Raw genomic sequence first — 26,105 nt, 5'->3', positions numbered from 1 at the left:
CTACGTCCAGGAACGCGATCCCGAAAATGAGCGATACGCCCTCCGCGCCCGCCGCCAATGGCGAGAACGGCGCCGCCACCGAACAGCCCGGATTCCGCATTCTCGCGCAGTTCGTTCGGGACTTCTCGTTCGAGAATCCGAACGCGCCGGAATCCCTGCGCGCCGACTCCGCCGGCCTGCAGCCGCAGATCGACATCGGCGTCGAGATGAACGCGCGCGGTCGCCAGGACGGTCTGTTCGAAGTCGACCTGAAGCTCACGGCCACCGCCAAGCGCGGCGACAAGACGGCCTTCCACGTCGAGCTGCTGTACGGCGGCCTGTTCGCCATCAGCGGCGTGCCGGAAGCCGATCTGGAAGCGGTGCTGCTGATCGAGTGCCCGCGCTTCCTGTTCCCGTACGCTCGTCGCCTGATCTCGGACGTGACGTCCGAGGGCGGCTTCCCGCCGTTCCAACTGGACCCGATTGATTTCGCCGGCGTCTACGCGGCCCGCAAGGCCCAGGCCGGCGGTGAAGGCGGCCTGGTCGGCAACGCCTAAGATACGCTGTGGGGGGCGGGATCTCAGATCCCGTACTTCAGCCAGACAGCCTTATCCTTGAGGACGCCGCGCACGAAGGCCTCGTGCGCGGCTCTTTCTTGTTCGGTCGAGCGCGGCGCGAGCGGACGGGGGCGCGCGCCGTAGACGATCGACTGGATCGAGGCCTGGGCGCGGGCGACCGTCTCGACGGTGAGGTCCAGCGCTCGCTCCTTGCCGCCCTGAAGCTCCAGATACACCGCCGCCAGCAGCTCGGCGTCGATCAGCGCTCCGTGCTTGTCGCGCGAGGCCAGCGAGATCTTCATCCGCTTACAGAGCGCGTCCAGGGAGTTGTACATCCCAGGAAACTTCTTCTTGGCCAGGGCCAAGGTGTCGATCCAGCGGTCGTCCGGCGGCGGGGTGCGACCCAGCCGTTGCAGTTCGGCGTTCACGAAGCTTCGGTCGAAGGGCGCGTTGTGCGCGACGATCGGATCATCGCCGACGAAGTCCAGGAACTTGTCGACGATCTCGTGGAAGCGCGGCTTGTCCTTCAGGAAGGCCAGCGAGATGCCGTGCACGCGCTCGGCGTCGGCGTCGATCTCGCGGTCCGGATGGACGTACTCGTGGAAACTCCGGTTCGTCGGGATGAAGTCGATCACCTCGACACAGGCGATTTCGATCAGCCGGTGACCCGTCCGGGGATCGAGGCCGGTGGTCTCAGTATCGAGGACGAGGTGGCGCGCCATCCGCTCTCAATGAGCCGCTTCGCCGCCGCCTTCAACCCGGCGCAGGGTCGCGACATAGGCGGGATCGCGGAGCTTTGCGAGCACCTCGCGGACTTGATCGCGAGCGTGGTCCAGCCCCTGTCCTGTGTCGATGACGAAGTGGGCGCGCGCTCGCTTTTCGACGTCGGCCATCTGGCGGGCGAGGATGGCGTCGAGCTTCTCCTCGGTCATGTCCGGACGCGCCAGGACGCGCTGTCGCTGGATGTCCGCCGGCGCCGAAACCACCACGACCGCGTCGACGCGCTTCTCGCCGCCGGTCTCGAACAGCAGCGGGATGTCGAGAATCACGATGTCGGCCCCCTGGGCGGCGGCCTTCTCGAAGAAGCCGGCGCGGGTGGCGCCGACCAGCGGATGGACGATCGCCTCCAGGCGCTTCAGTTCGTCCGGCTTGCCGACCACCTGCCGGCTCAGCAGGGCGCGGTCGACCGCGCCGTCGCGCACCACGCCGGGAAAGGCTTCATCCAGCGGGGCCACCGCCGCGCCGCCCTTGGCGTAAAGGGCGTGGACCTCGGCGTCGGCGTCGTAGACGGGCGCGCCCTCGGTCGCGAACATGGCCGCCGTGGTCGACTTGCCCATGCCGATGGAGCCGGTCAGTCCGACGACGATCATTGGCCTTCTCCCAGAATGTTCAGCGCAAGGCCGCGCACGTCGACGCTCTCCGGCGGCGCGACGCCGAAGAAGGCCTCGAAACTCGGAACCGCCTGGCGAATCAGCATCTCCAGCCCGTCCGCGGTGCGCAGGCCCCTCGCGGCCGCGCGCTGCAGGAACTCGGTGCGCAGCGGCTTGTAGACCATGTCCAGCACCACGGCCGAGCCGGGCGCTTCACCCAGGTCGACATCCGGCCCGCCGCCGCCGCCCAGCCCCAGCGACGTGGCGTTGACGATCAGGTTGGCCTCGGCCAGCGCGCCGTCGCGGGGCACGGCCTTCACCGTTCCGCCGATGTCGCGGGCCAGAGCCTCGGCGCGGTCGGCGCTGCGGTTCAGGATGCGGACCTCCGGCGCGCCGGCCAGCGACAGGGCGGCCGCGGCGCCCCGCGCCGCGCCGCCGGCGCCCAGGACCACGGCGGGGCCCGCCTTGGGATCGAAGCCGGACGCCTGGGCCGCCAGCGCGCCGAGCATGCCCAGGCCGTCGGTGTTGTCGGCGTAGATCGTCCCGTTCTCGCGGAACAGCAGTAGGTTGGCCGCGCCGGCCAGCAGGGCGCGCTGGCTGCGCTCGTCGGCGACCGCCAAGGCGTCTTCCTTGAACGGGATGGTGACGTTGACGCCCTGGATCACGCCGCCGCGCAGACCGTCGGCGAAGGCGCGGAAGCCGTCCTCGGGCGGCGACAGCGGCACATAGACCGCGTCCAGGCCGGCGGCGGCGATCCAGGCGTTGTGCAGCAGCGGGCTCAGCGAATGGGTCACCGGCCGTCCGGCGACCCCGGCGACCATCGCCGCGCCGGTCAGGCGGCTCATGACTTCAGCGCTCCATGCAGGCGCAGGAAGTCGAACAGGCCCATCAAGGGCAGGCCCAGGATGGTGAAATAGTCGCCCTCGATGCGGGAGAAGAGCTGCACGCCCTGGTTCTCCAGCTGGTAGCAGCCGACGGAGCTCAGGATGTCCTCGCCGCGTTCGGCCAGATAGTCGTCGATGAAGGCGTCCGAGTAGTTCCGCATGGTCAGCTTGGCGCCGGGGACTTCGCGCCAGATCGCCTGGCCGTCGCGGGCCACGACCACCGCCGAGTGCAGCTTGTGCGTCTTGCCGCGCAGCAGTTGGAGCCGCTCGCGCGCCTGCGCCATCGTCTCGACCTTGTCGAACAGCGCGCCGTCGAGGTCGAGGGTCTGGTCGGCGCCGATCACCAGGTCGCCGGGTCGGTTGCGGGAGATCTTCACCGCCTTCAGCTCGGCCAGCGCGTCGGCGACGTTGCGCGGACCCTGGCCTTCGGCCAGCAGGCCGTTCTTGACGGCGGCCTCGTCCACACCGGCCACGGCGGTCTCGAACGGCACGCCGGCCGCCTTCAACACCGCCGTGCGGGCGGGGCTCTTCGACGCCAGTACGATCCTGCTCATGCTCCCAGCACCTCGACCTGGCCGCGTCCGCCGGACAACAGATTGATAATCGAGGCGGCGGTTTCCTCGACCGATCGGCGGGTGACGTCGATGACCGGCCAGCCCATCCGTTCGTAGAGTCGCCGGGCGGCGATGATCTCCTGACGGACGGCCTCCTGGTCGATGTAGCTGCTGGCCCGTTGTTCGTTCAGCGACAGCAGGCGGTTGCGGCGGATCTGGATCAGCCGGTCGGGCGAGGCGATCAGGCCCACGACCAGGGTGTTCTTCAGCTCCAGCAGCTCCTTGGGAAGGGGCACGCCCGGCACCAGCGGCACGTTCGCGGCCCGCACGCCGCGGTGCGCCAGATAGATGCAGGTCGGCGTCTTGGACGTGCGGGACACTCCCACCAGCACCACGTCGGCCTGCGAGAAGTCCTGTCCGCCTTGGCCGTCGTCGTGACCGATGGCGTAGTTCAGGGCCTCCATGCGGTTGAAGTAGTCGGTGTCGAGCGCGTGCTGCGCGCCGGGCCGGCTCTGCATCGGGGCGCCGAGATAGCGCGACATGGCGGCGACCACCGGATCGAGCGCGGCGATGCAGGGGATGTCGTGCTGGCGGCAGCCCTCTTCCAGCGCCGTTCGCAGGGTCGGGTCGATGATGGTGTGCAGCACCACCCCCGGCGCGCCGGCGATCTCCTCCAGCGCCCGCTCCAGCTGCCGCTGCGAGCGGACCAGGGCGTAGATGTGCTCGATCGGCAGGACGTCGGTGAATCGGGCGCAGACGGCCCGGGCCATGGCGTTCAGCGTCTCGCCCGTGGAGTCCGAGACCAGGTGGATGTGGAAATAGGTGGCGACCCGGGGCGCTGACGTCATCTCAGTGCGCTTCGTCCCAGTTCGACGCCGCGCGGGCGTCGACGATCAGCGGCACCGACAGCGACACCGCCGGCTCCGCCGCCTTCTCCATCACGGCCCGGGCCACGCGCATGGTCTCTTCGGCCTCGGCCTGCGAGGCCTCGAAGACCAGTTCGTCGTGCACCTGCAGGAGCATGCGGGATTGCAGCCCCGCATCGATCAGCGCCGCCGGCATCCGGGCCATCGCGCGGCGAATGATGTCCGCCGCGGCGCCCTGCAGCGGAGCGTTGATCGCCGCCCGTTCGGCGAACTGGCGGTGGCCGACGCTCTTGGCCTTGATGTCCGGGATGTTGATCTTCCGGCCGAAGATGGTGGTGACGTAGGCGTGCTCGCGCACCTCGTGGCGCATCCGGTCCATATAGTCGCGGATGCCGGGGAAGCGCTCGAAGTAGGTCTTGATGTAGGCCGCGGCCTCGCCCTGCTCGATGCCGAGTTGGTTGGATAGGCCGAAGGCGCTGATCCCGTAGACGATGCCGAAGTTGATCGCCTTGGCCCGGCGCCGGATCTCGCTGGGCATGCCCTCGATCGGCGTGTCGAACATCTCCGAGGCGGTCATCGCGTGGATGTCCAGCCCCTCGCGGAAGGCGCGTTTCAGCTGCGGGATGTCGCCGACATGGGCGAGCAGACGCAGCTCGATCTGGCTGTAGTCGGCGCTGATCAACACGTTGCCCGGGTCGGCGACGAAGGCCTTGCGGATCTTGCGGCCTTCCTCGGTGCGGATCGGGATGTTCTGCAGGTTCGGATCGGTGGAAGCCAGGCGGCCGGTGTTGGCGGCGGCCAGGCTGTAGGAGGTGTGGATCCGGTTGGTGCCCGGCTGCATGGCCGCGATCAGGTTGTCGGTGTAGGTGCCCTTCAGCTTCGACAGCTGGCGCCAGTCGAGCAGCGTCCGGGGCAGGTCGTGCGTCAGGGCCAGCCGCTCCAGCACGTCGCTGTCGGTGGCCCATTGGCCGGTGGCGGTCTTCTTGCCGCCTTCGAGGCCCAGCTCTCCGAACAGGATGTCGCCGATCTGTTTGGGGCTGCCCAGGTTGAAGGGATGGCCGGCCAGCTCGTGGGCCTTGGCCTCCAGCTCGACCATCCGCACCGAGAACTCATGGCTCAGCTTGCGCAACATGTCGGGGTCGACGCGGACGCCGGCGTTCTCCATCCGCGCCAGCACGTCGGGCAGGGGGCGTTCGAGGGTCTCGTAGACGGTCAGCAGGTGCTCGCGCGGCAGGCGCGGGCGCAGGACGTCGTAGAGCCGCAAGGTGACGTCGGCGTCCTCGGCGGCATAGGCGGTCGCGGGGATCAGCTCGACGTGCTTGAAGCTGATCTCGCTCTTGCCCGTGCCACAGACCTGCTTGAACGGGATCGGCTTGTGGCCGAGCCACAGCTCGCTCAGCTCGTCCATGCCGTGGCCATGGAGCCCGGCCTCGAGGACATAGCTGATCAGCATCGTGTCCTCGATCGGGGAGACGTCGATGCCGTACCGGGTCAGGACGGCGATGTCGTACTTGGCGTTGTGGGCGACCTTCAGGACCGACGGGTCCTCGAGCATCGGCTTCAGGGCCGCGATCACCTGGTCGAGGGGGATCTGGGTCAGGTCGGCGCCGCCGCCGTCGGCGAACAGGCCGCCCTCCTTCGCCTCGTGCCCCACGGGGATGTAGCAGGCCTCACCCGGCGCCACGGCCAGCGAGACGCCGCAGAGGCCGGCCGTCGCAGAGCCCAGGGCGTCCGTCTCGGTGTCGAAGGCGATGGTTCCGACGGCCCGGGCCCGATCGACCCAGGCCTGAAGCGTCGCCAGATCCTGGACGCAGACATACTTGGTCGTGTCGATCTCGGCCGGCGTCGGCGTCGAGGCTGCGGCGGGAGCGCTCGCCGGCGCGGCCACGCGGCCGGGCAGCGGCTGGGCCGGCATCCCGCCGCCCGCGGCCGCCTCGCCGACCCGGCGGGCCAGGGTGCGGAACTCCATCCGGTCGAGGAACTCGGCGAGCGTCGGGCCGTCCGGATCCCGCACGGTCAGGTCGTCGACGGGCTCGGGCAGCGGCGTGTCGCAGTCGAGCTGGACCAGCTGGCGCGACAGGCGGATCTGGTCGGCGAACTCGATCAGGGTCTCGCGACGCTTGGGTTGTTTGATCTCGCCGGCGCGGGCCAGCAGCGTGTCCAGGTCGCCGTACTCGTTGATGAGCTGGGCGGCGGTCTTGATGCCGATGCCGGGCGCGCCGGGCACGTTGTCGACGCTGTCGCCGCAGAGGGCCTGGACGTCGACGACCTTCTCCGGCGGGACGCCGAACTTCTCGACCACCTGCTCCGGGCCGATGAAGAGGTTCTTCATGGTGTCGAGCATCGACACCCGGTCGCCGACCAGCTGCATCAGATCCTTGTCGGACGAGACGATGACCACCTCGCCGCCCATGTCGCGGACCTTGCAGCTGTAGGCGGCGATCAGGTCGTCGGCCTCATAGCCGGCCAGCTCGATGCTGGGCACGCCGAAGGCCTTCGTCGCCTCGCGCACCAGCGGGAACTGGGGAACCAGATCCTCGGGCAGCGGCGGGCGATGGGCCTTGTACTGGTCGTACAGCTTGTTGCGGAACGTCTTCTCGGAGTGGTCGAAGATCACCGCGAGATGGGTCGGCGCATCTTCCTTGCTGTCCCGCAACAGCTTGAACAGCATGTTGCAGAAGCCCTGCACCGCGCCGACGGGCAGGCCGTCCGACTTGCGCGTCAGCGGCGGCAGGGCGTGGTAGGCGCGGAAGATGTAGCCGGAGCCGTCGATGAGATAGAGCCGGACGGCGGAACCGTCCTGGGTCGGCGGGGCGGGCTGTGCGGTCGCGTCGGCGGCGTCGGTCATGGCGGGCAAGATAGTGGCTGACTCGCCCCGGGTCAGCCCGTGATCGGCGCTTGGCGGAGCGTGGATATCGGCGCCACTATCAGCCAAGGCTCAAGGGGGATCAGGCATGGGCGCTGGCGGGATTGCGCGGTCGAGCGTCAGGGGGCGGCTGACGGGGATTCTGGCGTTGCTGACGATGTGTGTCGCGCCGGGGGCTGCTGCGGCCTCCGAAGACGCCGCGCCGACCTGGGTGAAGAGGCCGGACTTCGCCGAGCTTAGAGCCGCCTGGCCCGTCGAAGCCGCGCGTCAGGGCAAGGGCGGGTTCGTCGCGCTGAAATGCGAGGTCAACGTCCAGGGCGGGCTGGAAACCTGCAAGGTCGAGAAGGAAGATCCGCCGGGCGCGGGGTTCGGCCTGGCGGCGCTGTCGCTGACGCCCAGTTTCCAGATGAAGCCGAAGGTGGTCGACGGTCGTCCGGTTCGCGGCGAGGTCCGCGTGCCAATCAAGTTCGCGATCCGCGGGGGCATGGGCTTTGCGGGCTCGACGTCAGCGCTGGTGGCTAATCCGCTGTGGCTCAGGGCGCCGACCTATGCCGACGTCGCGGCCGTGCGGCCCGCGCGAGCGGGCGACGCGGTCTCGGGTCACGCTTCGATCCGCTGCGAGGTGACGTCCGCGAACACCCTGGACGATTGCAAGGTGCTGATGGAGTCGCCGCCCGCCAAGGGGTTCGGCGCGGCGGCGCTCAAGCTTGCGGAGCGGTTCGAGCTGCTGCCGGTCGGCGATGCGAGCAAGGATGTCTACGTGAACCTCGCGGTCCGCTTCGGCGGCGCCGAGACTGAGCGTGCGGTCTCGCATCCTCGCTGGATCACGGGGCTCGACCCCAAGAAAGTCGCGGAAATCTTCCCGGCGGCGGCGGTCGAGCGGGGATTGGTCGAGGGCGTCGGCGTCGCCGAATGCACGGTGGGGGTCGGAGGCGGGCTCACCGCCTGCAAGGTCGCGCGGGAGGATCCCGTCGAGGCCGGCTTCGGCGAAGCGGCTGTCGCGGTGGCCGGCATCATGCAGATGAGCCCATGGACCGACGACGGCCGCCCGGTGGACGGCGCCGTCATTCGCCTGCCGATCCGGTTCAAGAAGGCGCCGCAGGCCGCGAACTAGCGGAACAGCGCGTTGTAGTCCGTGCCGTCGCTGCGGGCCCACAGGCCGTTCGAATCGCCGGTTTCCAGGAAGTCCGCGGCGGCCGTCTTCAGCGCGGCCAGGGCGGCGTGGGCCAGGCCGGTGGCGGCGGACAGGCGGCGGACGCCCAGGACCTCCAGGTCGTCGGCCGGGGCGAGGCCGGGCCGGGCCATGACGTTCAGCGGCAGGCCGGCGCCCTCGACCAGGTTGCGGATCTCCGACGCCTCGACCACGCCCGGCGCGAACAGGCCGTCGGCCCCGGCCTCGCGATAGATCGCCGCCCGGCGCAGGGCCTCGGCCACCGCCGCCTCGCCCTGGGCGAGCTTGCGCAGCCAGACGTCGGTGCGGGCGTTGACGAACAGCGGCACGCCGGTGCGCTCGGCGGCGCGGCGGGCGGCCTCGATCTTGGCGGCCAGCGGCTCGGGCGCGCCGCCGCCGTCCTCGATGTTGATCCCGACCGCGCCGGCGTCGATCACCCGGACGATGGTCTCCTCGACCAGCGCCGGATCGTCGGAATAGCCGCCCTCGATGTCGGCGGTCAGCGGGATGGAGACGGCGCGGGCGGCGTCGGCGATGGTCTGGACCAGCAGGTCGACCGGCAGATGATTGCCGTCGGCATAGCCGTGGCTCCAGGCGACGGCGGCGCTGGAGGTGGCCACGGCCGGCGCGCCCAGGCTCTCGATGAGGCGCGCGGAGGCGGCGTCCCAGCCGTTGGCGAGGCGCAGGATGCGGGGCCCGGCGTGCAGGCTGCGGAAGGTGTCGGCGGGGGCTGTCTTGCTCATGACGGCAAGATAGGAAGCGAACGCCGGTCGGTCAGCCCGTCGACCGGCGGTTTTCGGACTCTAATGTCCGGCCGCGCCCTCGTAGGTTCCGGGCGCCAGCAACTCGCTCTCGTCGCCGGGCTCCGTCACCGCCACGAAGCGGCGGTCGCAGTAGGGGCAGTCGACTTCGCCGGCGCCGCCGAGCTCCAGCCAGACGCGCGGATGGCCCAGCGCGCCGCCGACGCCTTCGCAGGCGATGCGGTGCGAGCGCACCAGAATCGTCTCGGGCGGCGGGACGGTCGCCGCTTCCGGCAGCGGGGTGGCGGTCGGGGCGGTCCCCTTGGTCTTGCGGGCCATGGCAGCTCTTCCGTGCAAAGCGCGCCGCCGGCCTTGGCTGGACGGCGTGCGGGGCATACCTATGCGACACGCCGCTTGGGCGTCAATGAGACCGAATCCCCATGGATCTGCCCGACTACGCGATCGAGGCCGAAGGCCTGTACAAGACCTATGCCGGCGCCAAGACCACGCCGCCGAAACTGGCCTTGAACGGCATCGACCTGAAGATCCCGCGCGGGTCCATCTTCGGCCTGCTCGGACCGAACGGGGCGGGCAAGTCGACCTTCATCAACATTCTGGCCGGGCTGGTGCGGAAATCCTCCGGCACGGTGAAGATCTGGGGGCGCGACATCGATCAGCGCCCCCGCGACGCCCGCGCCGCCATCGGGGTGGTGCCGCAGGAACTGGCCGCCGACGTCTTCTTCACCCCGCGCGAGTCGCTGGAGGTCCAGGCGGGCATGTACGGCGTGCCCAAGAACGAGCGGAAGACCGACGAGCTGCTCGCGGCCCTGGGTCTCAGCGACAAGGCCGGCGCCTATGTCCGCATGCTGTCGGGCGGGATGAAGCGTCGCCTGATGGTGGCCAAGGCGATGGTCCATCATCCGCCGGTCCTGATCCTCGACGAGCCGACCGCCGGCGTGGACGTCGAGCTGCGCCGCCAGCTGTGGAACTACGTCGTGGGCCTGAACCAGCAGGGCGTGACCATCGTCCTGACCACCCACTACCTGGAAGAGGCGCAGGAGCTCTGCGACCAGATCGCCATCATCAACCGCGGCGAGGTCGCGGCCTGCGAGCCGACCGACGTGCTGCTCCGCCGGCTCGACACCCGCAATGTGATCGTCTCGCCGGAGGAGCCCGTAACCGTCGCGCCCGACCTGACCGGGTTCGAGACCAAGCTGCGCGGCGGCGGGGCCTTCGCCGTATCCTACAAGAAGGGCCAGTCCAGCGTGGAGCAGGTCCTGGCCGCCGTCCGTGGCGCCGGCCTTCACATCAAGGACATCGCCACCGAGGACCCCGACCTGGAGGACGTCTTCCTGGCCCTCACCTACGGCAATCCCGACGCGCTGCGCCCGACCGAGGACTGAGGGCAGGGTGTCCCGCATCTGAGGTTGTCGCCTCCCGTCGCCGTTCCGCCGCGCCGGGACGGCGGGGCTGGACCATCAGTATGCGCCCGCTGGGGCGGGGGTGGATGGGCGGCGTCGCGGGTTAGGGAAATCAAGCGGTTAGGTGAGGCGGTCTGACTGTAGAAGCGCCTTGCGGTCTCGCGGCGTCGCGCTTCGCGGCGGCTGGAGGCGCATGGAAAGCCGGCGAGACCGGTAGCCGATTGTCTCGAAATGTCCCGCCGTGTCCCGGGAAGATGCGTCTCGGGAGTCTTCATCCGATGGTCCCCGCGAAGGCGGGGATCCAAGCTGAGCTCGATCCATCCGCCCCTGCCGGAAGGCCAACTTCGGCTTGGGTCCCCGCCTTCGCGAGGACCCTCGGATAAGAATCGATAGGCCCAGGCCGCCTGACCGCCGGGCTGAATGTCGATCCGCCCTACGCCTTCAGGCGAACACCCGGCCCGCCACTGGCGTCGGCGCTGAGGGTCTGCGCTTCGCCGCCCCTGGGCCCAGACTCAATTGGAGACTGGGGATTTCAATGCCTTAGTCACGCCTCTCCGTCCCGTCGTCCCGGCGAAGGCCGGAATCCAGCTCGTAGAGCTGTGATCAGGCGAAAAAGTCACTCGCTGCCGGGGCTGAGGCTGGGTCCCGGCTTTCGCCGGGATGACCGGTATTGAGTGCGGACGCCGGTCTGAGTTTTCATCCGAAGGTCCTCGCGAAAGCGGGGACCCAAGCTGACCATCAGATCTGACCCGATGGGTGAAGCCGCATAGTCGGCTCGGGTCCCCGCCTTCGCGGGGACATACGGTGGTGGGGCGTGTTCGGTGCAAACAGCGATTGGGTCAGTTGAGCGGGGACACGTCCCGGCTGCGCCGGAACATGTCCCCCTTCCTCAGATCTCCACCATGTCGAAGTCCGACTTCGGCGTGCCGCACATCGGGCAGAGCCAGTCGTCGGGCAGGTCGGACCAGCGCGTGCCGGGCGCCAGGCCTTCGCCGGGGTCGCCGGCTTCCTCGTCGTAGAGGTAGCCGCAGGTGCGGCACTGCCAGGTCTTGTAGGGTTCGGCGTCGGCCATCGTCAGGCTCCGGAGGCGGGGACGACGGCCAGACCGCCGCGCAGCATCGCCAGGCTGGTCGCGCGGATCGGGGCCAGGTCCATGGCGGGATCGATCAGGCTCTGGATCGACAGGCCCATGAGCAGGCTGCCGATCGACAGGGCCGCGGCGTCGGCGTCGACCTCAGGCCGGATGGCGCCCTCGGCCTGGCCGCGCAGGATCATCGCCTCCAGCATCCGCTCGACCTTCTCGTGCGAGGCCGCGAAGGCCGTCCGCAGGGCCGACAGGTCGGCGACCGCGTCGGCCAGCAGCATGAAGTAGGCGCGGCCCTCGTCGTCCTCGCGCAGCCGGGCGATGAAGTGCTCGACGTAGCCCAGGACCGCCTCCAGGCCGGGCGCCGTGTCGACGCCGGCCGCCGCCAGCGCCTCGTTCTGGCGGGCGTGCAGGTGCGCGATCAGGGCCTCGATCATCCCCTGTTTCGAGCCGTACTTCTGCGCCGCCAGACCGCGGCTGTAGCCGGCGCGGGTCCCGATCGCCTCGAAGGTCGCCGCCCGCACGCCCTGGTCGCAGATCACCGCGATCGTCGCGGTCATCAGGCGGCGCTCGGACTCGTCCCGGCGTTCGGCCTGGGAGCGGCGGGGTCTGGCGGTGGAGCCGTCGGCGGGCATGGGCATGTCGTAACTTAGTTGTTGGCTGTTTAGCAAGTTGTGATAGCGTCGTTCCCCGAAGGCTGCCCGTTGAGAGCGGCCCAGGGAAGAGCGTCCGGAGACCCCCCATGATTCCGCAGCAGATCGCCGACACGATCGTCGACCCCAGGGCCTATGCCGACGGCGACCGCGTCGACGAGGCCTTCACCTGGCTGCGCGCCAACGCGCCGCTGGCGCAGGTCCAGCCGGAGGGGTTCGATCCCTTCTGGGCCGTCACCCGCTTCGCCGACATCCAGGAGGTCGAGAAGCAGAACGCGCTGTTCCACAACGGCGACCGCGCCACGGTCGTGACGCCGATCGAGGCCGACCGGAAGGTGCGCGAGATGACCGGCGGCTCGCCGCATCTGGTCCGTTCCCTGGTCCAGATGGACAACCCCGACCACTTCGCCTACCGCCGCCTGACCCAGGCCTGGTTCCTGCCGCAGAACATCCGGGGGCTGGAGCCGCGGATCCGCGAGATCGCCCGCGGCTTCATCGACCGGATGGCCGCGCACGGCGACCGCTGCGACTTCGCCAAGGACGTCGCCTTCCTGTTTCCGCTGCACGTCATCATGGAGGTGCTGGGCGTGCCCGAGGCCGACGAGCCGCGCATGCTCAAGCTGACCCAGGAGCTGTTCGGCAGCACCGATCCCGAGCTGAACCGCACCGGCAAGGCGATGGACCGCGAGACCGGCGTCCAGGCGGTGCAGGCGACGGTCGTCGACTTCATGACCTACTTCAACGCCATGACCGAGGACCGCCGGGCCAACCCGCGCGACGACCTGGCCAGCGTGATCGCCAACGGCGCCGTGCATGGACAGCCGCTCGGCCACCTGGAGGCGATGAGCTACTACATCATCGCCGCCACGGCCGGGCATGACACCACCTCCAGCACCACGGCCGGCGCCCTGTGGGCCTTGGCCGAGAACCCCGACCAGTTCCGCAAGCTCAAGGCCGACCCGTCGCTGATCCCCGGCCTGGTCGAGGAGTCGATCCGCTGGGTCACGCCGGTGAAGCACTTCATGCGCACGGCCACGGCCGACACGGAGCTGGATGGCCGCAAGATCGCCCAGGGCGACTGGATGATGCTCTGCTACCCGTCCGGCAACCGCGACGAGGCGGTGTTCGACGATCCGTTCCGGTTCGACATCGAGCGCTCGCCCAACAAGCACGTCGCCTTCGGCTACGGCGCCCACGTGTGCCTGGGCCAGCACCTGGCCCGGATGGAGATGCGCATCCTCTGGGAGGAGCTGCTGCCGCGCCTGGAGAGCGTCGAACTGGACGGGACGCCGAAGCGGATGGAGGCGGCCTTCGTCTGCGGGCCCAAGTCGGTGCCGATCCGCTTCAGGATGACCTAGCGCGTGGCGACATTTGGCCTGAGCGTATGAGTTTTCATCCGAAGGTCCTCGCGTAAGCGGGGCCCCAAGCTGATGTTCAAATCTCCCCCGATCGACGAAGCCGCACAGTCGGCTTGGGTCCCCGCCTTCGCGGGGACATACGGTGTTGGGGGGCGGGGTCGGCGTGAATGGCGACTGGCCCTGGTCACCGCATATTGCCGTTCTCCGGGGCGCAGGCCTAACCTCCCCCGATGTCGAGGGAGGGCGGCGGCGCATGCTCGAGCGGATCTTCAAGCTGAAGGCGCATGGGACGGCGTTGCGCACAGAGGTGCTGGCCGGACTGACCACCTTCCTGACCATGGCCTACATCGTGCTGGTCAACCCGACGATCCTGGCGGACGCGGGAATGCCGGTGGCGGCGGCCGCGGCGGCGACCTGCCTGGCGGCGGCGTTCGGCTCGATCATGATGGGGCTGGTCGCCAACTATCCGATCGCCCTGGCGCCGGGCATGGGGCTGAACGCCTACTTCACCTACACGGTGGTCCAGGGCATGGGCCTGCCCTGGCAGACGGCGCTGGGCTGCGTCTTCCTGTCGGGGTTGGCCTTCATGCTGCTGACGGTGGCGGGCATCCGGCAGATGATTGTCCAGGCGATCCCGCGCGACCTGTTCGCGGCCATCGCCGGCGGCATCGGCCTGTTCATCGCCTTCATCGGGCTGCGCAGCGCGGGGATCGTGGTCTCCAACCCGGCGACGACCGTGGCTCTGGGCGACCTGACCACGCCGGCCGCGGGGCTGACGGTGTTCGGCCTGGTGATCACCGGCGTGCTGCTGGCCTGGCGGATCCGGGCGGCGATGCTGGTCGGCATCCTGGCGACCACGATCCTGGCCTGGGTCCTGGGCGTCGTCGACTGGAAGCCTGCGCCCTACAGCTTCGAAGCCCTGACGGCGACGGCGTTCAAGCTCGACGTCCCGGCCGCGATCGGCATCGGCGGGGAGGGGCTGACCCTGGCCCTGATCGAGATCCTGTTCGTGTTCCTGTTCGTCGACCTGTTCGACAACGTCGGCACCCTGGTGGCGGTGACCAAGCGCGCCGGGCTGGTCGACAAGGACGGCGACATTCCGCGCCTCAACCGCGTGCTGGTCACCGATTCGACGGCGACCATGGTCGGGGCCGTCGCCGGCACGACCACGACGGTCAGCTATATCGAGAGCGCCGCGGGCGTGGCGGCCGGCGGCCGGACGGGGCTGACGGCGGTGGTCGTCGGCCTGCTGTTCCTGCTGGCGATGTTCTTCGCGCCGTTCGCCCAGGCGATCCCGGCCGCGGCCACCGCGCCGGCGCTGATCCTGGTCGGGGCGATGATGATGGCGCCGCTGGTCGAGAGCGACTGGACCGATCCGATGGTGGCGATCCCGGGTTTCCTGACCCTGGCGGCGATCCCCCTGACCTTTTCGATCGCCAACGGCCTGGCCTTCGGGATCATCGCCTATGCGGTGTTGCGGCTGGCGCGGGGCCAGGCCCGCTGGGCCGACTGGCTGCTGTATGTTCTGGCGGCCCTGTTCGTCGTCCGCTTCGTCTGGCTCGCGGCGGGCTAGCATAGCGGCGCGAGTTCGGCTAAAGACCCCGCCTCCGCCGGCCTCATGCACCCGTAGCTCAGCTGGATAGAGCGTTGCCCTCCGAAGGCAAAGGTCACACGTTCGAATCGTGTCGGGTGCGCCAGGCGGCTTGAATTCTGCGACCGCGCAGTGTTGTCGGGTCCTCTCCCTCCTGGTTCGAGGCGGGCTTCAGGACTCGCATTCGTCGTCTCGCGAGGTGATGCTCAAGGCCGTATGTCCGCAGGGACATGGCGGACCACGAGCGCCTGACCCCGCCTCGCCACCAGGGACGCGACGGAGATCATGACCCAGAGCCGGCTGCTGCGCATGGACAACATCGGCGTCGTGGTGGAGTCCCTCGACGCCGCCGTCGCCTTCTTCGCCGAGCTGGGCCTGATGCTCGAAGGGCGCGCCACGATCGAGGGGGCGTGGGCCGGGCGCATCACCGGGCTGGGCGATCAGCGCGTCGAGATCGCCATGATGGTCACGCCCGACGGCCACGGCCGCCTGGAGCTGTCGCGCTTTCTCGCGCCGGCCGTCGTCGCGGACCACCGCAACGCCCCGGTGAACGCTCTGGGCTATCTGCGCGCCATGTTCACGGTCAGCGACATCGACGACACGCTCGCCAGACTCCGCAACCACGGCGCGGAGCTTGTCGGCGAGGTGGTCCAGTACGAGGAAGCGTATCGGCTCTGCTACATCCGCGGGCCCGAGGGCCTTCTCATCGGGTTGGCGGAGCCGCTCGGCGCCAACCGCTAGCGCTTCCGCGCGATCGCCGGCGACGTATTGCGAACGGATCGCATTTGCACTAATCCCCGGTGTCGCTGCCTCTGCCGGTCCCGTGCTGCAAGGGCGCGCCGGAGACCCTGATGGCCAGCGCCGCCGCCGAAGTCGCAACCCTGTACGCCGATCATGGCGAGTGGCTTCGGTCCTGGCTCGGGCGCCGGACCCGCTGCCCGCACCGCGCCGTCGATCTCGTCCACGACACCTTCTGCCGGCTGCTCGAGCAGCAGGACGCCGCCGTGACGCCGCGCGATCCGCGAAGCTATCTCGCTACGGTGGCGCGCCGGCTGCTGATCGACGACGCGCGGCGGCGCAAGCTGGAGCTGGCCTATCTCGCCGCCTGCCCGGCCGAGATCGTCGACAGCTTGACGCCCGAGCGGGTCCTGGCCGCGGTCGACATGCTCGAGGAGGTGCTTCGCCTCATGGCCGGCATGACCGACACGGTGCGAGCGGCCTTCCTCCTCCGGCGTCTCGGCGAGATGACCTATGCCGATATCGGCGAGCGGCTGGGCATTTCGGAGCGCACGGCCAAGCGTCACGTCGCGCGCGCCTATGCCGACTGCTACACCCTGGCCTATTCTGACTGAATGAAAGTCGAGGCCGAGGGGCGAGCCGACCCCGACATTGTTGCGCAGGCGGCGGCCTGGGTGGTCGAGCTGGACGGCGACGAGGTGTCGCCCGAGGTCGTCGCCGCCTGCGAGGCCTGGTGCCAGAAGCATCCGCTTCACCGGCGAACGCTGGAGCGCATGCGCGCGCTGGACGGCCGGTTCGACAGCCTCGACGGCCGGGCGAGGCGGGTTCTGCAGGATGTCGCCGCGCCGGCCCGCCGGCGGAAGCGCGGCGTCGGCGCGGTCGCGGCGGCGGGCCTGGTCGGCGTCCTTGTGGTTGGCGGTTGGCTTGGGCTGCAGTCGCGGACCTTTCGGGCGCTTTCGCCGCAGTATGAGACCGCGCGCGGCGAACAGCGGACGATCGCCCTGGGCGACGGCTCCACGCTGGTGCTCGACACGGCTTCCGCGGCCAGCGTCGCGCTGACGGCCGATCGGCGCAGGGTCGAGCTGTTCCACGGCCAGGTCTTCGCCCAGGTCGCGCCCGACCGGGACGCGCCGTTCGTCGTCCGAACGGCGTCCGGTCAGGTCACCGCGCTGGGCACGGCGTTCATCGTGCGGGAGCAGGATGGCGCGACCTTCGTCACCGTCGTCGAATCGCGCGTCCGGGCCTGTCGCCGGGCGCTGTTGGCCAAGCCGGCCTGCCTTGAGCTCGGCCCCGGAGAGCAGGCCAGGCTCGGCCGCGACGGGGTTTCACGCCTGGCGGCTGTCGACGGGCGAGAGGCCTCAGCCTGGACGACCGGTTGGCTGGAGGCCGACGACCAGCCGGTGGTCGAGGTGCTGGACGCCCTGAATCGCTACCGCGCGCATCCTGTCGACTTCGACCGCAAGGCGCTGAGCGGCGTCCGGGTGACCGGCAGCTATCCGCTGAAGGACACCGATCGGGCGCTGGAGGCGATCGCCGGCTCGACCGGTCTGCGGATCAGCCGGAACGGCGACGCCGCCGTGCTCAGGCCGGCCGGCTGACTTTTTTCGCGAGGGGCTGTCCCTTTCGGCGCGCCTCGTCCGTCCCAGTTTCCGAAAGCAATACGGACGGGACTGACATGACCAGATTCAACGCGATGCGCGGCGTCGCCATGGCGGCGCTGCTGGCGACCGGCGCGCTCGGCGTGGCCGCGCCGGCGATGGCGCAGGCGACGGCCGCGGCGGCCCGCTTCGACGTGCCGGCCGGCGCGCTGGGCGCGGGGATCGCGCGCCTCGGACGGCAGGCCGGCGTGGTGGTGACCGTCGATCCGGCGCTGGTGCGCGGCAAGACGACCGCCGGCGTCAGCGGCCAGCACGGCGTGGCCGCGGCGCTGGACCAGCTCCTCGCCGGCAGCGGTCTCGTCGCGCAGTCCGACGGGCGCGGCGGTTTCCGTATCGTCCTGGCGGCGACGTCTTCTTCGGCGCCGGCCGTCGGAGGCGAGGCCCAGGAAGAGACCCATCTTTTCGATCCGCTGGTCGTGGTCGGCGCGCTGACCGACGTTGAGATCGACAGCGAGACGCTGGAGCTGCGCCAGGCGAACGATCTGTCGGACCTGTTCCGGCATGTGCCGTCGGTGACGGTCGGCGGCTCGGTCGGGATCGCCCAGAAGATCTACGTCCGCGGCCTCGAGGATTCGATGCTGAACGTGACCGTCGACGGCGCCCCTCAGCGCGGCACGCTGTTCCACCATATCGGCCGCGTCTCGATCGAGCCCGAGCTGCTCCAGACGGTCGACGTCCAGGCCGGCGCCGGCGAGGCCACGGCCGGCTTCGGCGCCATCGGCGGGGCGGTTCGCTTCCGCACCAAGGACGCCGATGACTTGCTGGAGCCGGGCCGCAACTTCGGCGCGGTGCTGAAGGCGGGCTACTTCTCCAACGACGCCAGCAAGTTCAGCGGCACGGTCTTCGGCCGGCTGTTCGGCGACATCGGGTTCGTCGCCTCCTATGTGACGGTCGACCGCAACGACACCAAGGACGGCGCCGGCGATCTCATTCGCGGCACGGCCGCCCAGCAGACGCTCGGCTACCTGAAGGTCGGCGGCGAGATCGCGCCGGGCCATCGGCTGTCGGTCAGCTATGAGCAGCGCAAGGAGGAGGCCCGGTTCGGCCAACGGCCCAACTGGCCGGTGACGGCCACCAACCCCCTGTTCCCGGGGCGCGGCGAGCGCCAGACGGCGGTGTTGAACTATGGGTTCAGCCTGGGGGAGGCGCTCGAGTTCGAAGCCACCGGCTACTGGACGCGGTCCGAGTTCATCCAGAACCGCACCGATCGCTGGGGCCTGTATGGCGCCGAGATCGACACCTTCGGCGGCGACCTGCGGGGTCGTTTCCGGCATGCCGGCCATGATGTGGTGTTCGGCGCCGAGTACCGGGACGATCGGGTCGTCAGCCGCTACCTCGGTGATCCCGCCGTCTGGCGGCCGTGGTCCTGGACGGCGGTCGGACGCTTCGAGGAAAAGGGCGACGTGCTCGGCCTCTACGCCCAGGACCACTGGCGGGTGAACGATCGGCTGCTGCTCAGCTACGGCGTCCGCTACGATGCCTATGACCTGACGCAGGTCACCTACCAGAACGGGACCGACAGCGACGGGTTCAGCTTCAACGCCGGTCTCGAATACGACATCACCGACGAGCTCCAGCTCAGCGCCGGCTATGCCGAAGCCTTCCGCGGGAAGGAGATCGGCGACGCCTTCACTCTGGAGATACGGCCCAACCGCATCTCGCTGGCGCCGAACCTGAAGCCGGAGACGGTCGCCAACTACGAACTCGGCCTGAGCTTCAAGCGCGGCGGCTTCAGCGCCTCGGCGGTCTACTACAACATGACCATCGACGATGTGATCTTCGACCAGTCGGGCTCGGGCCCGCCGCCGCAGGCCAGCGTCTACTACGAGAACATCGGCCAGTTCAAAGCCGAGGGCGTCGAGCTGCGCGCCGGCTATCGGACAGGTCCCTGGTCGATCGACGGCTACTACAACAGCTACGACTCCACGATCGGCGGGCATGTCGTCGAGGGCTACGAACACGTCGGGCTGGGGACGTCGGTGGGCGACAACTGGAGCCTGGTCGCCGGGTATCGTCCGACCCCCGCCTTCAGCTTCGAGGCCAGCCTTGTCCACTACGATGACTTCAACGATCTGGAGGTCCTGCAGCGCGCCGTGGAGATCAAATGGATCGACAGCACGCGGAAGGTGGATAAGCCGGGTTACACCGTGGTTGACCTTGTCGCGTTGTGGCGGCCTTTCCCGGACGAGCGGCTGACGCTCCAGGCCGCGGTCTACAACCTGTTCGACAAGCGCTATCGCGCCCATTCCAGCGTCGCCGACTACACCCACATTCCCGGTTGGGAAGGCATCTCGGGCGTCTATGAGCCTGGCCGCGACGTCCGCCTGTCCGTGGCGTACCGGTTCTGACCGGCGCCTTGGGCGGCGCCGTGAAACGGAGCGCGCCGCCGCGCTGGCGGCGCGTCCTGCGCCTGTGGCACCGCTGGTTCGGCCTCGGCGCTGCGGTCTGGCTGTTGCTGCTGGCCGTCACCGGTTCGGCGATCGTCTTCTATGAGGAGCTGGATCGGGCGCTGAATCCCGACTGGCGTTCGATCCCGGTGGCCGCGGCGCCCAGGACGCCGGCGGCCGACCGGGCGGTCGAGGCGGCCGCCCGCGCCGTGCCCGGCTTCTCTCCGCGCTACATCGACCTGCCCGACAAGCCTGGCGAGACCATCGTCATGCTGGGCGAGATCGATGCGCCCGACGGCAAGGGCGGACCGGCCCAGGTCTTCGCCGATCCGCGCGACGGCCAGGTGCTGGGCTGGCGGCGCAACGACGTGGTCAGCTTCGACCGCCGTCATCTGATGGATACGCTGTACGGCCTGCATGTCGATCTCAAGCTGGGGCCGGCGATGACCTGGTTCCTGGGCCTGGTCGGGCTCCTCTGGGCGATCGACCACATCGCGGCGATCATCCTGGCGATCCCGAGCGTGAAGGCCTGGCGCAGCGCCTTCCGCATCCAGGGGCGAGGGCTGAACCTGCGCCGCGTCTTCGACCTGCATCGCGCGCCCGGCCTGTGGCTCGCGCCGGTGACGCTGGTCGTGGCCGTGACGGGAACGGTGTTGGCCTGGCCGGACGACAGCCGTGAGGCGGTGCGGCTGGTCGCGCCGGTCTCCGAACGTCTGCACGAGCACTATCCCAGCAAAGGGCCGCCTCCGGCGCCGATCGGCGTCGATCGAGCCGTCGCGATCGCCACGGGCCATACCCGCGCCGCGGCCGACAGCGTTCTGGTGGTTGCTCGCAAGGGCGTCTACGGCGTCCGCACCTTCGACGATCGCGACCTGGACCATCTCGGTCGCCTGTGGACCTACGTCGCCATGGCGGACGGACGCATCGTCGGGCAGCGTCACGACAACGGCCAGGGCGCCGGCGACGGCTTCTTCGCCTGGCAGTATCCGCTGCATTCCGGCCAGGCGCTGGGGTTGACCGGGCGTTTGCTGGTGCTGGCTTCGGGCCTGGCGACGATCCTCCTGTGCGTCACCGGCGTCGTGCTGTGGGCGCGGCGCAGGCCCAAGCCGCGCCGTTCCTAGCGGATTCCCGCGACCAGGCCGTCCCGGATCCACTGGCCGAGAAACGCGCCCGCCGTCTCGACGCCGGCCGCCTCGCCGAGTCTCTCGACGGCGACGTCGCACACCTCGGCGAAGGCGCAGCCGGCGCAGGCGAGGAGCAGGGCGTCGCGCTCCAGCGGATCGAGCGCTCGGAAGCAGGACACGCCCTCGCGGCGCCAGACCAGCAGTCCGCCCGGAGAGTCCAGGGACGCGGCTGGCGGCGGGGTGTGATCCCGTGAGAGGGCAGACCAGATCTCGGAGGCGTTGGTGGCGCGTACGCAGATGCGAAGGGTCGGCGAGAAGCGCAGGACGGCCGTATCCCAATCGGCGGCGGCCAGGTCGGCGGGATTGAGGGGCCTGTGGTCCGCCGCCACGAAGGCTTCCTCCAGCGCCAGCTCAAGCCGCGCCAGCTCGCGAATCTCCGGGTCGCCCGGATACAGGCGGGCGAGCGTCTCCGGAAATCCCCGACCATAGGCGTCGAGCGTCCAACTGCTCGGCGGGACCCGGTCGACATGGGCGGCGACAGCCGCCTGGAACGCCGAGCCGCCGATCCACTGGCGCGTGCGGGGGAAGGTCGCCTCCAGACAGGATACGAGCTGCGAGCGGTAGTTGTTCAGGTGAACGTTCAGGCCGGGCGCATAGGTCGGGCCGAGGCCGGCGGCGTCCTCGCCGGTTCGGAGCCAGCGCCCGAAGTCGCGCTGGAGCGCCAGGAGGTTCATGCCGCCTCCGGTCGGGCGCCGGCGGCCAGGTCGCGGGCGATGTCGAGCTCCTCGAGCAGATCGGCGAGCGGGGGAATGTCGTCGTCGCGCTCGATCATGGTCGCGATCGGACCCAGGCGGGGCATGACATGGGCGTACAGGTCCCACACCGAGGGCGGGACGGGCTGGTCATGGGTGTCGATCAGCATCTCCCGCCCCTGGCTGTGGCCGGCGAGATGGACCTGGCGGATGCGCCGCGCCGGGACGCCGTCGAGATAGGCGACGGGGTCGAACCCGTGGTTGGTCGCGCTGACGAAGACGTTGTTCACGTCCAGCAGCAGGCCGCAGCCGGCGCGGCGCGCGACCTCGTCGAGGAACTGCCACTCGGTCATGTCGGCGCCGGCGAAGTCGATGTAGGTCGATGGATTTTCGAGCAGCATCGCGCGGCCCAGCGCCTCCTGCGCCCGCTCGACATTGGCGCAGACGACGTCCAGGGCCTCGACCGTGTAGGGCAGCGGCAGAAGGTCGTGGCTGTTGAAGCCGTCGATCCGGCTCCAGCTCAGATGGTCGGAGACGAACAGCGGCTCCACGGCGTCGACCAGCGTCCGAAGTCGGCGAAGATAGGCCGGGTCGAGGCCGTCGGCCGAGCCGATCGACATCGAAACGCCGTGGAGCGCGACCGGATACCGCTGGCGGACCCGGTCCAGGACTTGGAGCGGACGCCCGCCGTCGACCATGAAATTCTCGGAGATCACCTCGACGAAGTCGACGTCGACCGCGTGGGCGAGGAAGGGTTCGTAGTGCGGCTTGCGGAGGCCGAGCCCGAAACCGTCGAAGGTGGGGATGGTCATGCCGGCCTCTCCGGGCAGCGGCGCGCCCGGTCGCGTGACCGCGGCCGGGCGCGCGGGGATCACTTCGGCTCCGTCAGGCTGCCGCCCGCGGCCGCGCACTGGGCCTTGGTCATCTCCTTGAAGCCGTGGCCCTTGCAGTCGTTCTGGCCCCGGCAGTCGTTCTTGGCGGTCTTGCAGTCGGAGGTCCCCTTGCAGCTGTTGACGCCGTAGCAATGGACCTTGGCGGTCTCGCCCTTCGGCGCGCTTTCGCGGGCGAAGGTCGGCGCCGATACGGACATGGCGATGAAGGCGGCGGTGGCGGCGAGGCTCAGTCCTGTGCGGACGCTGGTCATCTGTTCGCTCCCTTGAAGCGGGTTGCGCCGGTCTGGCGTCTGTCTCTTCGGGAGAGGGGGCGGCGCGGTTACAGGCGCCGGACGAATTCACCAGCGCAGCAGGCGCGGGCCGAGCAGGGCGCCCAGCCCGGCCGCCAACAGGATGCCGAGCGAGTACCAGGTCAGGACGAACAGCGCCGAAACCTCGGGGCAGTGCAGGCAGTAGACGGTCGCGGCGAAGGCGCCCGACGCCAGGCCGGCCGTCGCGCCGGCCGCGCGCAACCGTGTCGGCGCCAGCCGCCGGAAGGCCCACAGCAGCCCGACGAAGATCGGGAGCGCCAGCAGCAGCACCCGCCAGGGGCAGCTCTTCCAGCTGTGGCCCAGCCACATCGACAGCCACATCCCCTGCGGCGCGCCGAGCAGTTCGGCGACGCCGGCGCCCGCCAGCAGCAGCACCGGCGCGAGCAGCAGCCAAAGCCAACGCTCCCCTCCGGCGTCGTCCGGCCGCGCCAGTCTGATCGTCGCCAGGGCGGCGATGAGCGCGATCGCGATCGTATAGCCCCACTTCATCCAGAACACGCCGCCCCGCATGGCCGCGGCGAGGTCCGGCCGCGGCCCCATCCACAGCAGCAGAAGGGCCGTCGACACGGCGGCTCCGCAGACCAGACCGACCGCGAGGCGCCGGGCGACGCCGTGGCGGCGGACGGGGCGTACGTCCCGCGCCAGCTGCTCGATGAGGCGTTCAGTGTTCACGACCGGCCTCCCTGGACACGGGCGAACAGCGCCTTCAGGCCCCGATGGACGGAAATCTTGACGTCGGACTCGCCCAGGCCCGCCGCCTCGGCCGTCTCGGCGATGCTCCGCCCCTCGACCCGTGTCGCCTGGATCACGGCGGCCTGTTTCGGCGGCAGGGTCTTCAGCAGGTCGGACAGATCCATTCGCGCGTCGACCGCGGCGGCGAAGTCCTCGGCCAGGAGCGTGTCCTCCAGCCCGTCCATCGGAACCAGGCGCCGCACGCGCCGGAAGTGGTCGATCATCTTGTAGCGCGCGATGGCGAACAGCCAGGCCGAGAACGGCCGGTCGCGGTCGTAGGTGGCGCGCCGGGTGTGAACGGCGATGAGCGTTTCCTGCACCAGATCCTCGATGTCGTCTCCGTCGCCGCGGACGCGTCGCCGATAGAAGGCGCGCAGCAGCGGGACCAGGGCGCGAAGCAGCGCGGCATGGTCGTCGGCGCGGCCGTCGAGGCCGCCGATCATCCACGCCTGCAATTGATCCGCGCTGGTCGTCATTCACGCTCCCGATCACGCATTCGCAGCCGGCAGGGCGCTGGTTACAGCCGCGGCCAGACTATTTCGTCGGAGGCGGCCTGTAACCCTCGCCCTGGGTGTCCCGAAGTCGAGGGGTGATCCGGGTCTTCAACGCCTCCCTCCGGGTCATGGCGGTCCGGTCGCGCTCGCGGGCCGGGCCGCGTCCGAGGCTTCTCGATCCCAGGAGATCATCATGCAGACCACCCGCGCCGCGCTTGCCGCCGGATTGGCCCTCGCCGTCGCCGGCGCCGCCTTCGCCTCGGCCGGCGTCGCCCAGGAGAAGGCGGCGGCCAAGCCCGCCATGGAGAAGTGCTACGGCGTCGCGCTCGCCGGCAAGAACGACTGCAAGGCGGGGGCCGGGACCAGCTGCGCCGGCACATCGAAGGTCGACTACCAGGGTGACGCCTGGAAGCTGGTCAAGGTCGGCGAGTGCGTGAAGACCAAGACCCCGAAGGGTTTCGGCTCGCTGACGCCGAAGGCCTGATCGCGCCGGCGTGCGTGCGGAGGCCGCCGCCGGCGTCTCTCCGCGCGCACGGCCGAACCGTCGTTCCCGACAAGGAGACCTTCATGACCCTGGGGATGTCGCTCTCTGCCCGGATCGCGCGCCTGGGCGCGCTGATTCCCGACGCTCTTCTCCTGCTGGTCGCCCGGCTGGCCGTCGCGGCGGTGTTCTTCCTGTCCGGCCGGACGAAGGTGGAGGGGCTGCTGACCATCACGGACGGCGCCTATGAGCTGTTCCGGACGGAGTACCGGTTGCCGCTGATTCCGCCGGATATCGCCGCGGTCGCCGCGACCCTGTCGGAGCACGCCTTTCCGATCCTGCTGGCGCTCGGCCTGTTCACGCGGGCCGCCGCCGCCGGCCTGCTGGTCATGACCCTGGTGATTCAGCTGTTCGTCTATCCGGACGCCTGGCCGACCCATCTGAGCTGGGCGGCGATCCTGCTGCCGCTGATCGCCCGCGGCGGCGGGGCCTGGTCGCTCGACGCCGTCAGCGGCCGGGCCCTGGCGGCGATACGGTGAGGACGCCGCGGGGGCGATCCGGCCGAAACGCCCGTGCGGCGGGGCGTTCTCGAGACGCTCCACAGGGATTCCACAGGGGCGTACACGGAAGGTGAGATTTCGGTTTGACTCTCCGTCGGGGGGCTCCTAAAAGCCGCCCTCCCGACGCGCCGGACACCTCCGGAACGGCGGGGCCCCAAGAAACCGAAACGCTTTGAAAATAAGCCGGTTGACAGGGAAAATTGGAGCGACTAGATACGCCGCTCTTCGCCGCCGCCGGGCATTGTACGGTGGGTTGGGGCTTCGGCGCTGACGGGTCTTTGACATTGTAGATAGGAAAGAGAAACGCAGGCGGCGGTGTTTCGCGGGCAGAGCAAGTCTGTCCTTGAACGCTGACAAATGCGGTCTCTTGAAGACACCATGGACTATGGACTGGACGCCTTTTGGTGTCTGGTCGATGTGCATGGGAACTCGTCAAGAAACTATGCAAAACCAGAACGAGCTTTGGTCCTTCGGGATTGAGGTACAGTGATGGGTTAGCGGTCTAACTCAACCTGAGAGTTTGATCCTGGCTCAGAGCGAACGCTGGCGGCAGGCCTAACACATGCAAGTCGAACGATCCTTCGGGATAGTGGCGGACGGGTGAGTAACACGTGGGAACGTGCCCTTTGGTTCGGAACAACTCAGGGAAACTTGAGCTAATACCGAATGTGCCCTTCGGGGGAAAGATTTATCGCCATTGGAGCGGCCCGCGTCTGATTAGCTAGTTGGTGAGGTAAAGGCTCACCAAGGCTACGATCAGTAGCTGGTCTGAGAGGATGATCAGCCACATTGGGACTGAGACACGGCCCAAACTCCTACGGGAGGCAGCAGTGGGGAATCTTGCGCAATGGGCGAAAGCCTGACGCAGCCATGCCGCGTGA

General features: G+C 69.4%; 27 protein-coding genes, 1 tRNA gene and 1 rRNA gene (1 of these 29 cut by a window edge). 14 read left to right on the top strand and 15 right to left on the bottom strand.

Annotated features, from left to right (window positions below):
* Positions 1-26: 26 nt before the first annotated feature.
* Positions 27-536, top strand: coding sequence for a protein-export chaperone SecB (secB, locus tag CSW64_RS20740; protein WP_099623886.1), 510 nt, complete (start codon positions 27-29; stop codon positions 534-536).
* Positions 537-559: 23 nt separating this feature from the next.
* Here the strand turns inward: secB and dnaQ are convergent, their stop codons facing one another.
* From dnaQ to polA, 6 genes are read right to left on the bottom strand one after another with little or no spacing between them, the layout of a single operon-like run.
* Positions 560-1,258, bottom strand: a complete 699-nt coding sequence (gene dnaQ / locus CSW64_RS20735) for a DNA polymerase III subunit epsilon (RefSeq protein WP_099623885.1) — start codon at positions 1,256-1,258, stop codon at positions 560-562.
* A 6-nt stretch (positions 1,259-1,264) separates the two neighbouring features.
* Entirely contained in the window at positions 1,265-1,906 is a 642-nt protein-coding gene (gene coaE, locus CSW64_RS20730; RefSeq protein ID WP_099623884.1) for a dephospho-CoA kinase, read from the bottom strand.
* On the bottom strand, positions 1,903-2,751 hold the full coding sequence (aroE, locus tag CSW64_RS20725; RefSeq protein ID WP_099623883.1) for a shikimate dehydrogenase: 849 nt from the start codon (positions 2,749-2,751) through the stop codon (positions 1,903-1,905). The genes coaE and aroE overlap by 4 nt, the downstream gene beginning before the upstream one ends.
* The gene (locus CSW64_RS20720; protein ID WP_099623882.1) at positions 2,748-3,344 is read right to left on the bottom strand and encodes a Maf family protein; all 597 of its coding nucleotides are present in this window, start codon (positions 3,342-3,344) and stop codon (positions 2,748-2,750) included. Before CSW64_RS20720 ends, aroE begins: the two co-directional genes overlap by 4 nt.
* Positions 3,341-4,192, bottom strand: coding sequence for a pyruvate, water dikinase regulatory protein (locus tag CSW64_RS20715; protein ID WP_099623881.1), 852 nt, complete (start codon positions 4,190-4,192; stop codon positions 3,341-3,343). Before CSW64_RS20715 ends, CSW64_RS20720 begins: the two co-directional genes overlap by 4 nt.
* 1 nt (position 4,193) lies before the next feature.
* On the bottom strand, positions 4,194-7,058 hold the full coding sequence (gene polA / locus CSW64_RS20710) for a DNA polymerase I (RefSeq protein ID WP_099623880.1): 2,865 nt from the start codon (positions 7,056-7,058) through the stop codon (positions 4,194-4,196).
* Between the two features lie 175 nt (positions 7,059-7,233).
* On the opposite strand from polA, the gene CSW64_RS20705 reads away from it, so the two are divergent.
* Positions 7,234-8,190, top strand: a complete 957-nt coding sequence (locus CSW64_RS20705) for a TonB family protein (RefSeq protein ID WP_245863916.1) — start codon at positions 7,234-7,236, stop codon at positions 8,188-8,190.
* Here CSW64_RS20705 and CSW64_RS20700 read toward each other — a convergent pair.
* Together CSW64_RS20700 and CSW64_RS20695 are read right to left on the bottom strand one after the other, a co-directional pair.
* Positions 8,187-8,990: an isocitrate lyase/PEP mutase family protein gene (locus CSW64_RS20700; protein ID WP_099623878.1), complete on the bottom strand. Its 804-nt coding sequence runs from the start codon at positions 8,988-8,990 to the stop codon at positions 8,187-8,189. The genes CSW64_RS20705 and CSW64_RS20700 overlap by 4 nt on opposite strands.
* 60 nt (positions 8,991-9,050) lie before the next feature.
* Positions 9,051-9,326, bottom strand: coding sequence for a zinc-finger domain-containing protein (locus CSW64_RS20695; protein ID WP_099623877.1), 276 nt, complete (start codon positions 9,324-9,326; stop codon positions 9,051-9,053).
* A gap of 101 nt (positions 9,327-9,427) precedes the next feature.
* Between CSW64_RS20695 and CSW64_RS20690 the strand changes: the two genes are divergently transcribed.
* Entirely contained in the window at positions 9,428-10,390 is a 963-nt protein-coding gene (locus tag CSW64_RS20690; protein WP_099623876.1) for an ABC transporter ATP-binding protein, read from the top strand.
* 907 nt (positions 10,391-11,297) lie between these two features.
* Here the strand turns inward: CSW64_RS20690 and CSW64_RS20685 are convergent.
* Both CSW64_RS20685 and CSW64_RS20680 read right to left on the bottom strand, forming a co-directional pair.
* Positions 11,298-11,480, bottom strand: coding sequence for a rubredoxin (locus CSW64_RS20685; RefSeq protein ID WP_099623875.1), 183 nt, complete (start codon positions 11,478-11,480; stop codon positions 11,298-11,300).
* 2 nt (positions 11,481-11,482) lie between these two features.
* Positions 11,483-12,133 carry a TetR/AcrR family transcriptional regulator gene (locus tag CSW64_RS20680; protein ID WP_245863781.1) on the bottom strand — a complete coding sequence of 217 codons (651 nt, stop codon included), beginning with the start codon at positions 12,131-12,133 and terminating at the stop codon, positions 11,483-11,485.
* A gap of 101 nt (positions 12,134-12,234) precedes the next feature.
* Between CSW64_RS20680 and CSW64_RS20675 the strand changes: the two genes are divergently transcribed.
* The 8 genes from CSW64_RS20675 (at position 12,235) to CSW64_RS20640 (ending at position 20,998) form a co-directional block, all read left to right on the top strand.
* Positions 12,235-13,503, top strand: coding sequence for a cytochrome P450 (locus tag CSW64_RS20675; protein WP_099623874.1), 1,269 nt, complete (start codon positions 12,235-12,237; stop codon positions 13,501-13,503).
* A 253-nt stretch (positions 13,504-13,756) separates the two neighbouring features.
* On the top strand, positions 13,757-15,076 hold the full coding sequence (locus CSW64_RS20670) for an NCS2 family permease (protein ID WP_099623873.1): 1,320 nt from the start codon (positions 13,757-13,759) through the stop codon (positions 15,074-15,076).
* 47 nt (positions 15,077-15,123) lie between these two features.
* Positions 15,124-15,200 (top strand) — tRNA-Arg (locus CSW64_RS20665).
* A gap of 179 nt (positions 15,201-15,379) precedes the next feature.
* Positions 15,380-15,835, top strand: a complete 456-nt coding sequence (locus CSW64_RS20660) for a VOC family protein (RefSeq protein WP_099623872.1) — start codon at positions 15,380-15,382, stop codon at positions 15,833-15,835.
* Positions 15,836-15,945: 110 nt separating this feature from the next.
* Positions 15,946-16,446, top strand: a complete 501-nt coding sequence (locus tag CSW64_RS20655) for a sigma-70 family RNA polymerase sigma factor (RefSeq protein ID WP_099623871.1) — start codon at positions 15,946-15,948, stop codon at positions 16,444-16,446.
* Positions 16,447-17,430 (top strand): FecR family protein, encoded by a 984-nt coding sequence (locus CSW64_RS20650; protein ID WP_099623870.1) that lies wholly within the window; start codon positions 16,447-16,449, stop codon positions 17,428-17,430.
* 77 nt (positions 17,431-17,507) lie between these two features.
* Complete coding sequence (locus CSW64_RS20645) at positions 17,508-19,838, top strand: TonB-dependent receptor (RefSeq protein WP_216361213.1); 2,331 nt, start codon at positions 17,508-17,510, stop codon at positions 19,836-19,838.
* 20 nt (positions 19,839-19,858) lie between these two features.
* A complete protein-coding gene (locus CSW64_RS20640) occupies positions 19,859-20,998 on the top strand; it encodes a PepSY-associated TM helix domain-containing protein (RefSeq protein WP_216361212.1) in 1,140 nt (379 codons plus the stop codon).
* On the opposite strand, the gene CSW64_RS20635 is transcribed toward CSW64_RS20640, so the two are convergent.
* From CSW64_RS20635 to CSW64_RS20615, 5 genes are all read right to left on the bottom strand, one after another.
* Entirely contained in the window at positions 20,995-21,735 is a 741-nt protein-coding gene (locus CSW64_RS20635; protein WP_099623868.1) for an HvfC/BufC N-terminal domain-containing protein, read from the bottom strand. The genes CSW64_RS20640 and CSW64_RS20635 overlap by 4 nt on opposite strands.
* Positions 21,732-22,565 (bottom strand): MNIO family bufferin maturase, encoded by an 834-nt coding sequence (gene bufB / locus CSW64_RS20630; protein ID WP_099623867.1) that lies wholly within the window; start codon positions 22,563-22,565, stop codon positions 21,732-21,734. Before bufB ends, CSW64_RS20635 begins: the two co-directional genes overlap by 4 nt.
* 59 nt (positions 22,566-22,624) lie before the next feature.
* Positions 22,625-22,897 (bottom strand): BufA2 family periplasmic bufferin-type metallophore, encoded by a 273-nt coding sequence (bufA2, locus tag CSW64_RS20625; protein WP_099623866.1) that lies wholly within the window; start codon positions 22,895-22,897, stop codon positions 22,625-22,627.
* A gap of 87 nt (positions 22,898-22,984) precedes the next feature.
* The gene (locus CSW64_RS20620) at positions 22,985-23,629 is read right to left on the bottom strand and encodes a DUF1109 domain-containing protein (protein WP_099623865.1); all 645 of its coding nucleotides are present in this window, start codon (positions 23,627-23,629) and stop codon (positions 22,985-22,987) included.
* Positions 23,626-24,165, bottom strand: coding sequence for a sigma-70 family RNA polymerase sigma factor (locus tag CSW64_RS20615; RefSeq protein WP_099623864.1), 540 nt, complete (start codon positions 24,163-24,165; stop codon positions 23,626-23,628). Before CSW64_RS20615 ends, CSW64_RS20620 begins: the two co-directional genes overlap by 4 nt.
* Before the next feature lie 211 nt (positions 24,166-24,376).
* Between CSW64_RS20615 and CSW64_RS20610 the strand changes: the two genes are divergently transcribed.
* From CSW64_RS20610 to CSW64_RS20600, 3 genes are all read left to right on the top strand, one after another.
* Positions 24,377-24,667: a BufA1 family periplasmic bufferin-type metallophore gene (locus CSW64_RS20610; protein ID WP_099623863.1), complete on the top strand. Its 291-nt coding sequence runs from the start codon at positions 24,377-24,379 to the stop codon at positions 24,665-24,667.
* 83 nt (positions 24,668-24,750) lie between these two features.
* Entirely contained in the window at positions 24,751-25,203 is a 453-nt protein-coding gene (locus tag CSW64_RS20605; RefSeq protein WP_099623862.1) for a DoxX family protein, read from the top strand.
* 529 nt (positions 25,204-25,732) lie between these two features.
* Positions 25,733-26,105, top strand: a 16S ribosomal RNA gene (locus CSW64_RS20600) (it continues 1,107 nt past the right edge of the window).

The sequence above is a fragment of the Caulobacter mirabilis genome, assembly GCF_002749615.1.
GTDB classification, from domain to species: Bacteria; Pseudomonadota; Alphaproteobacteria; order Caulobacterales; family Caulobacteraceae; genus Caulobacter; species Caulobacter mirabilis.
The sequence above is the reverse complement of the archived record's forward strand: the minus strand, read 5'-3'. Positions and strand labels throughout refer to the sequence as shown.

Coding starts and splice junctions, on each gene's coding strand:
- secB (WP_099623886.1), top strand. CDS start 27: ATGAGCGATACGCCCTCCGCGCCCGCCGCCAATGGCGAGAACGGCGCC.
- dnaQ (WP_099623885.1), bottom strand. CDS start 1,258: ATGGCGCGCCACCTCGTCCTCGATACTGAGACCACCGGCCTCGATCCC.
- coaE (WP_099623884.1), bottom strand. CDS start 1,906: ATGATCGTCGTCGGACTGACCGGCTCCATCGGCATGGGCAAGTCGACC.
- aroE (WP_099623883.1), bottom strand. CDS start 2,751: ATGAGCCGCCTGACCGGCGCGGCGATGGTCGCCGGGGTCGCCGGACGG.
- CSW64_RS20720 (WP_099623882.1), bottom strand. CDS start 3,344: ATGAGCAGGATCGTACTGGCGTCGAAGAGCCCCGCCCGCACGGCGGTG.
- CSW64_RS20715 (WP_099623881.1), bottom strand. CDS start 4,192: ATGACGTCAGCGCCCCGGGTCGCCACCTATTTCCACATCCACCTGGTC.
- polA (WP_099623880.1), bottom strand. CDS start 7,058: ATGACCGACGCCGCCGACGCGACCGCACAGCCCGCCCCGCCGACCCAG.
- CSW64_RS20705 (WP_245863916.1), top strand. CDS start 7,234: ATGTGTGTCGCGCCGGGGGCTGCTGCGGCCTCCGAAGACGCCGCGCCG.
- CSW64_RS20700 (WP_099623878.1), bottom strand. CDS start 8,990: ATGAGCAAGACAGCCCCCGCCGACACCTTCCGCAGCCTGCACGCCGGG.
- CSW64_RS20695 (WP_099623877.1), bottom strand. CDS start 9,326: ATGGCCCGCAAGACCAAGGGGACCGCCCCGACCGCCACCCCGCTGCCG.
- CSW64_RS20690 (WP_099623876.1), top strand. CDS start 9,428: ATGGATCTGCCCGACTACGCGATCGAGGCCGAAGGCCTGTACAAGACC.
- CSW64_RS20685 (WP_099623875.1), bottom strand. CDS start 11,480: ATGGCCGACGCCGAACCCTACAAGACCTGGCAGTGCCGCACCTGCGGC.
- CSW64_RS20680 (WP_245863781.1), bottom strand. CDS start 12,133: ATGCCCATGCCCGCCGACGGCTCCACCGCCAGACCCCGCCGCTCCCAG.
- CSW64_RS20675 (WP_099623874.1), top strand. CDS start 12,235: ATGATTCCGCAGCAGATCGCCGACACGATCGTCGACCCCAGGGCCTAT.
- CSW64_RS20670 (WP_099623873.1), top strand. CDS start 13,757: ATGCTCGAGCGGATCTTCAAGCTGAAGGCGCATGGGACGGCGTTGCGC.
- CSW64_RS20660 (WP_099623872.1), top strand. CDS start 15,380: ATGACCCAGAGCCGGCTGCTGCGCATGGACAACATCGGCGTCGTGGTG.
- CSW64_RS20655 (WP_099623871.1), top strand. CDS start 15,946: ATGGCCAGCGCCGCCGCCGAAGTCGCAACCCTGTACGCCGATCATGGC.
- CSW64_RS20650 (WP_099623870.1), top strand. CDS start 16,447: ATGAAAGTCGAGGCCGAGGGGCGAGCCGACCCCGACATTGTTGCGCAG.
- CSW64_RS20645 (WP_216361213.1), top strand. CDS start 17,508: ATGACCAGATTCAACGCGATGCGCGGCGTCGCCATGGCGGCGCTGCTG.
- CSW64_RS20635 (WP_099623868.1), bottom strand. CDS start 21,735: ATGAACCTCCTGGCGCTCCAGCGCGACTTCGGGCGCTGGCTCCGAACC.
- bufB (WP_099623867.1), bottom strand. CDS start 22,565: ATGACCATCCCCACCTTCGACGGTTTCGGGCTCGGCCTCCGCAAGCCG.
- bufA2 (WP_099623866.1), bottom strand. CDS start 22,897: ATGACCAGCGTCCGCACAGGACTGAGCCTCGCCGCCACCGCCGCCTTC.
- CSW64_RS20615 (WP_099623864.1), bottom strand. CDS start 24,165: ATGACGACCAGCGCGGATCAATTGCAGGCGTGGATGATCGGCGGCCTC.
- CSW64_RS20610 (WP_099623863.1), top strand. CDS start 24,377: ATGCAGACCACCCGCGCCGCGCTTGCCGCCGGATTGGCCCTCGCCGTC.
- CSW64_RS20605 (WP_099623862.1), top strand. CDS start 24,751: ATGACCCTGGGGATGTCGCTCTCTGCCCGGATCGCGCGCCTGGGCGCG.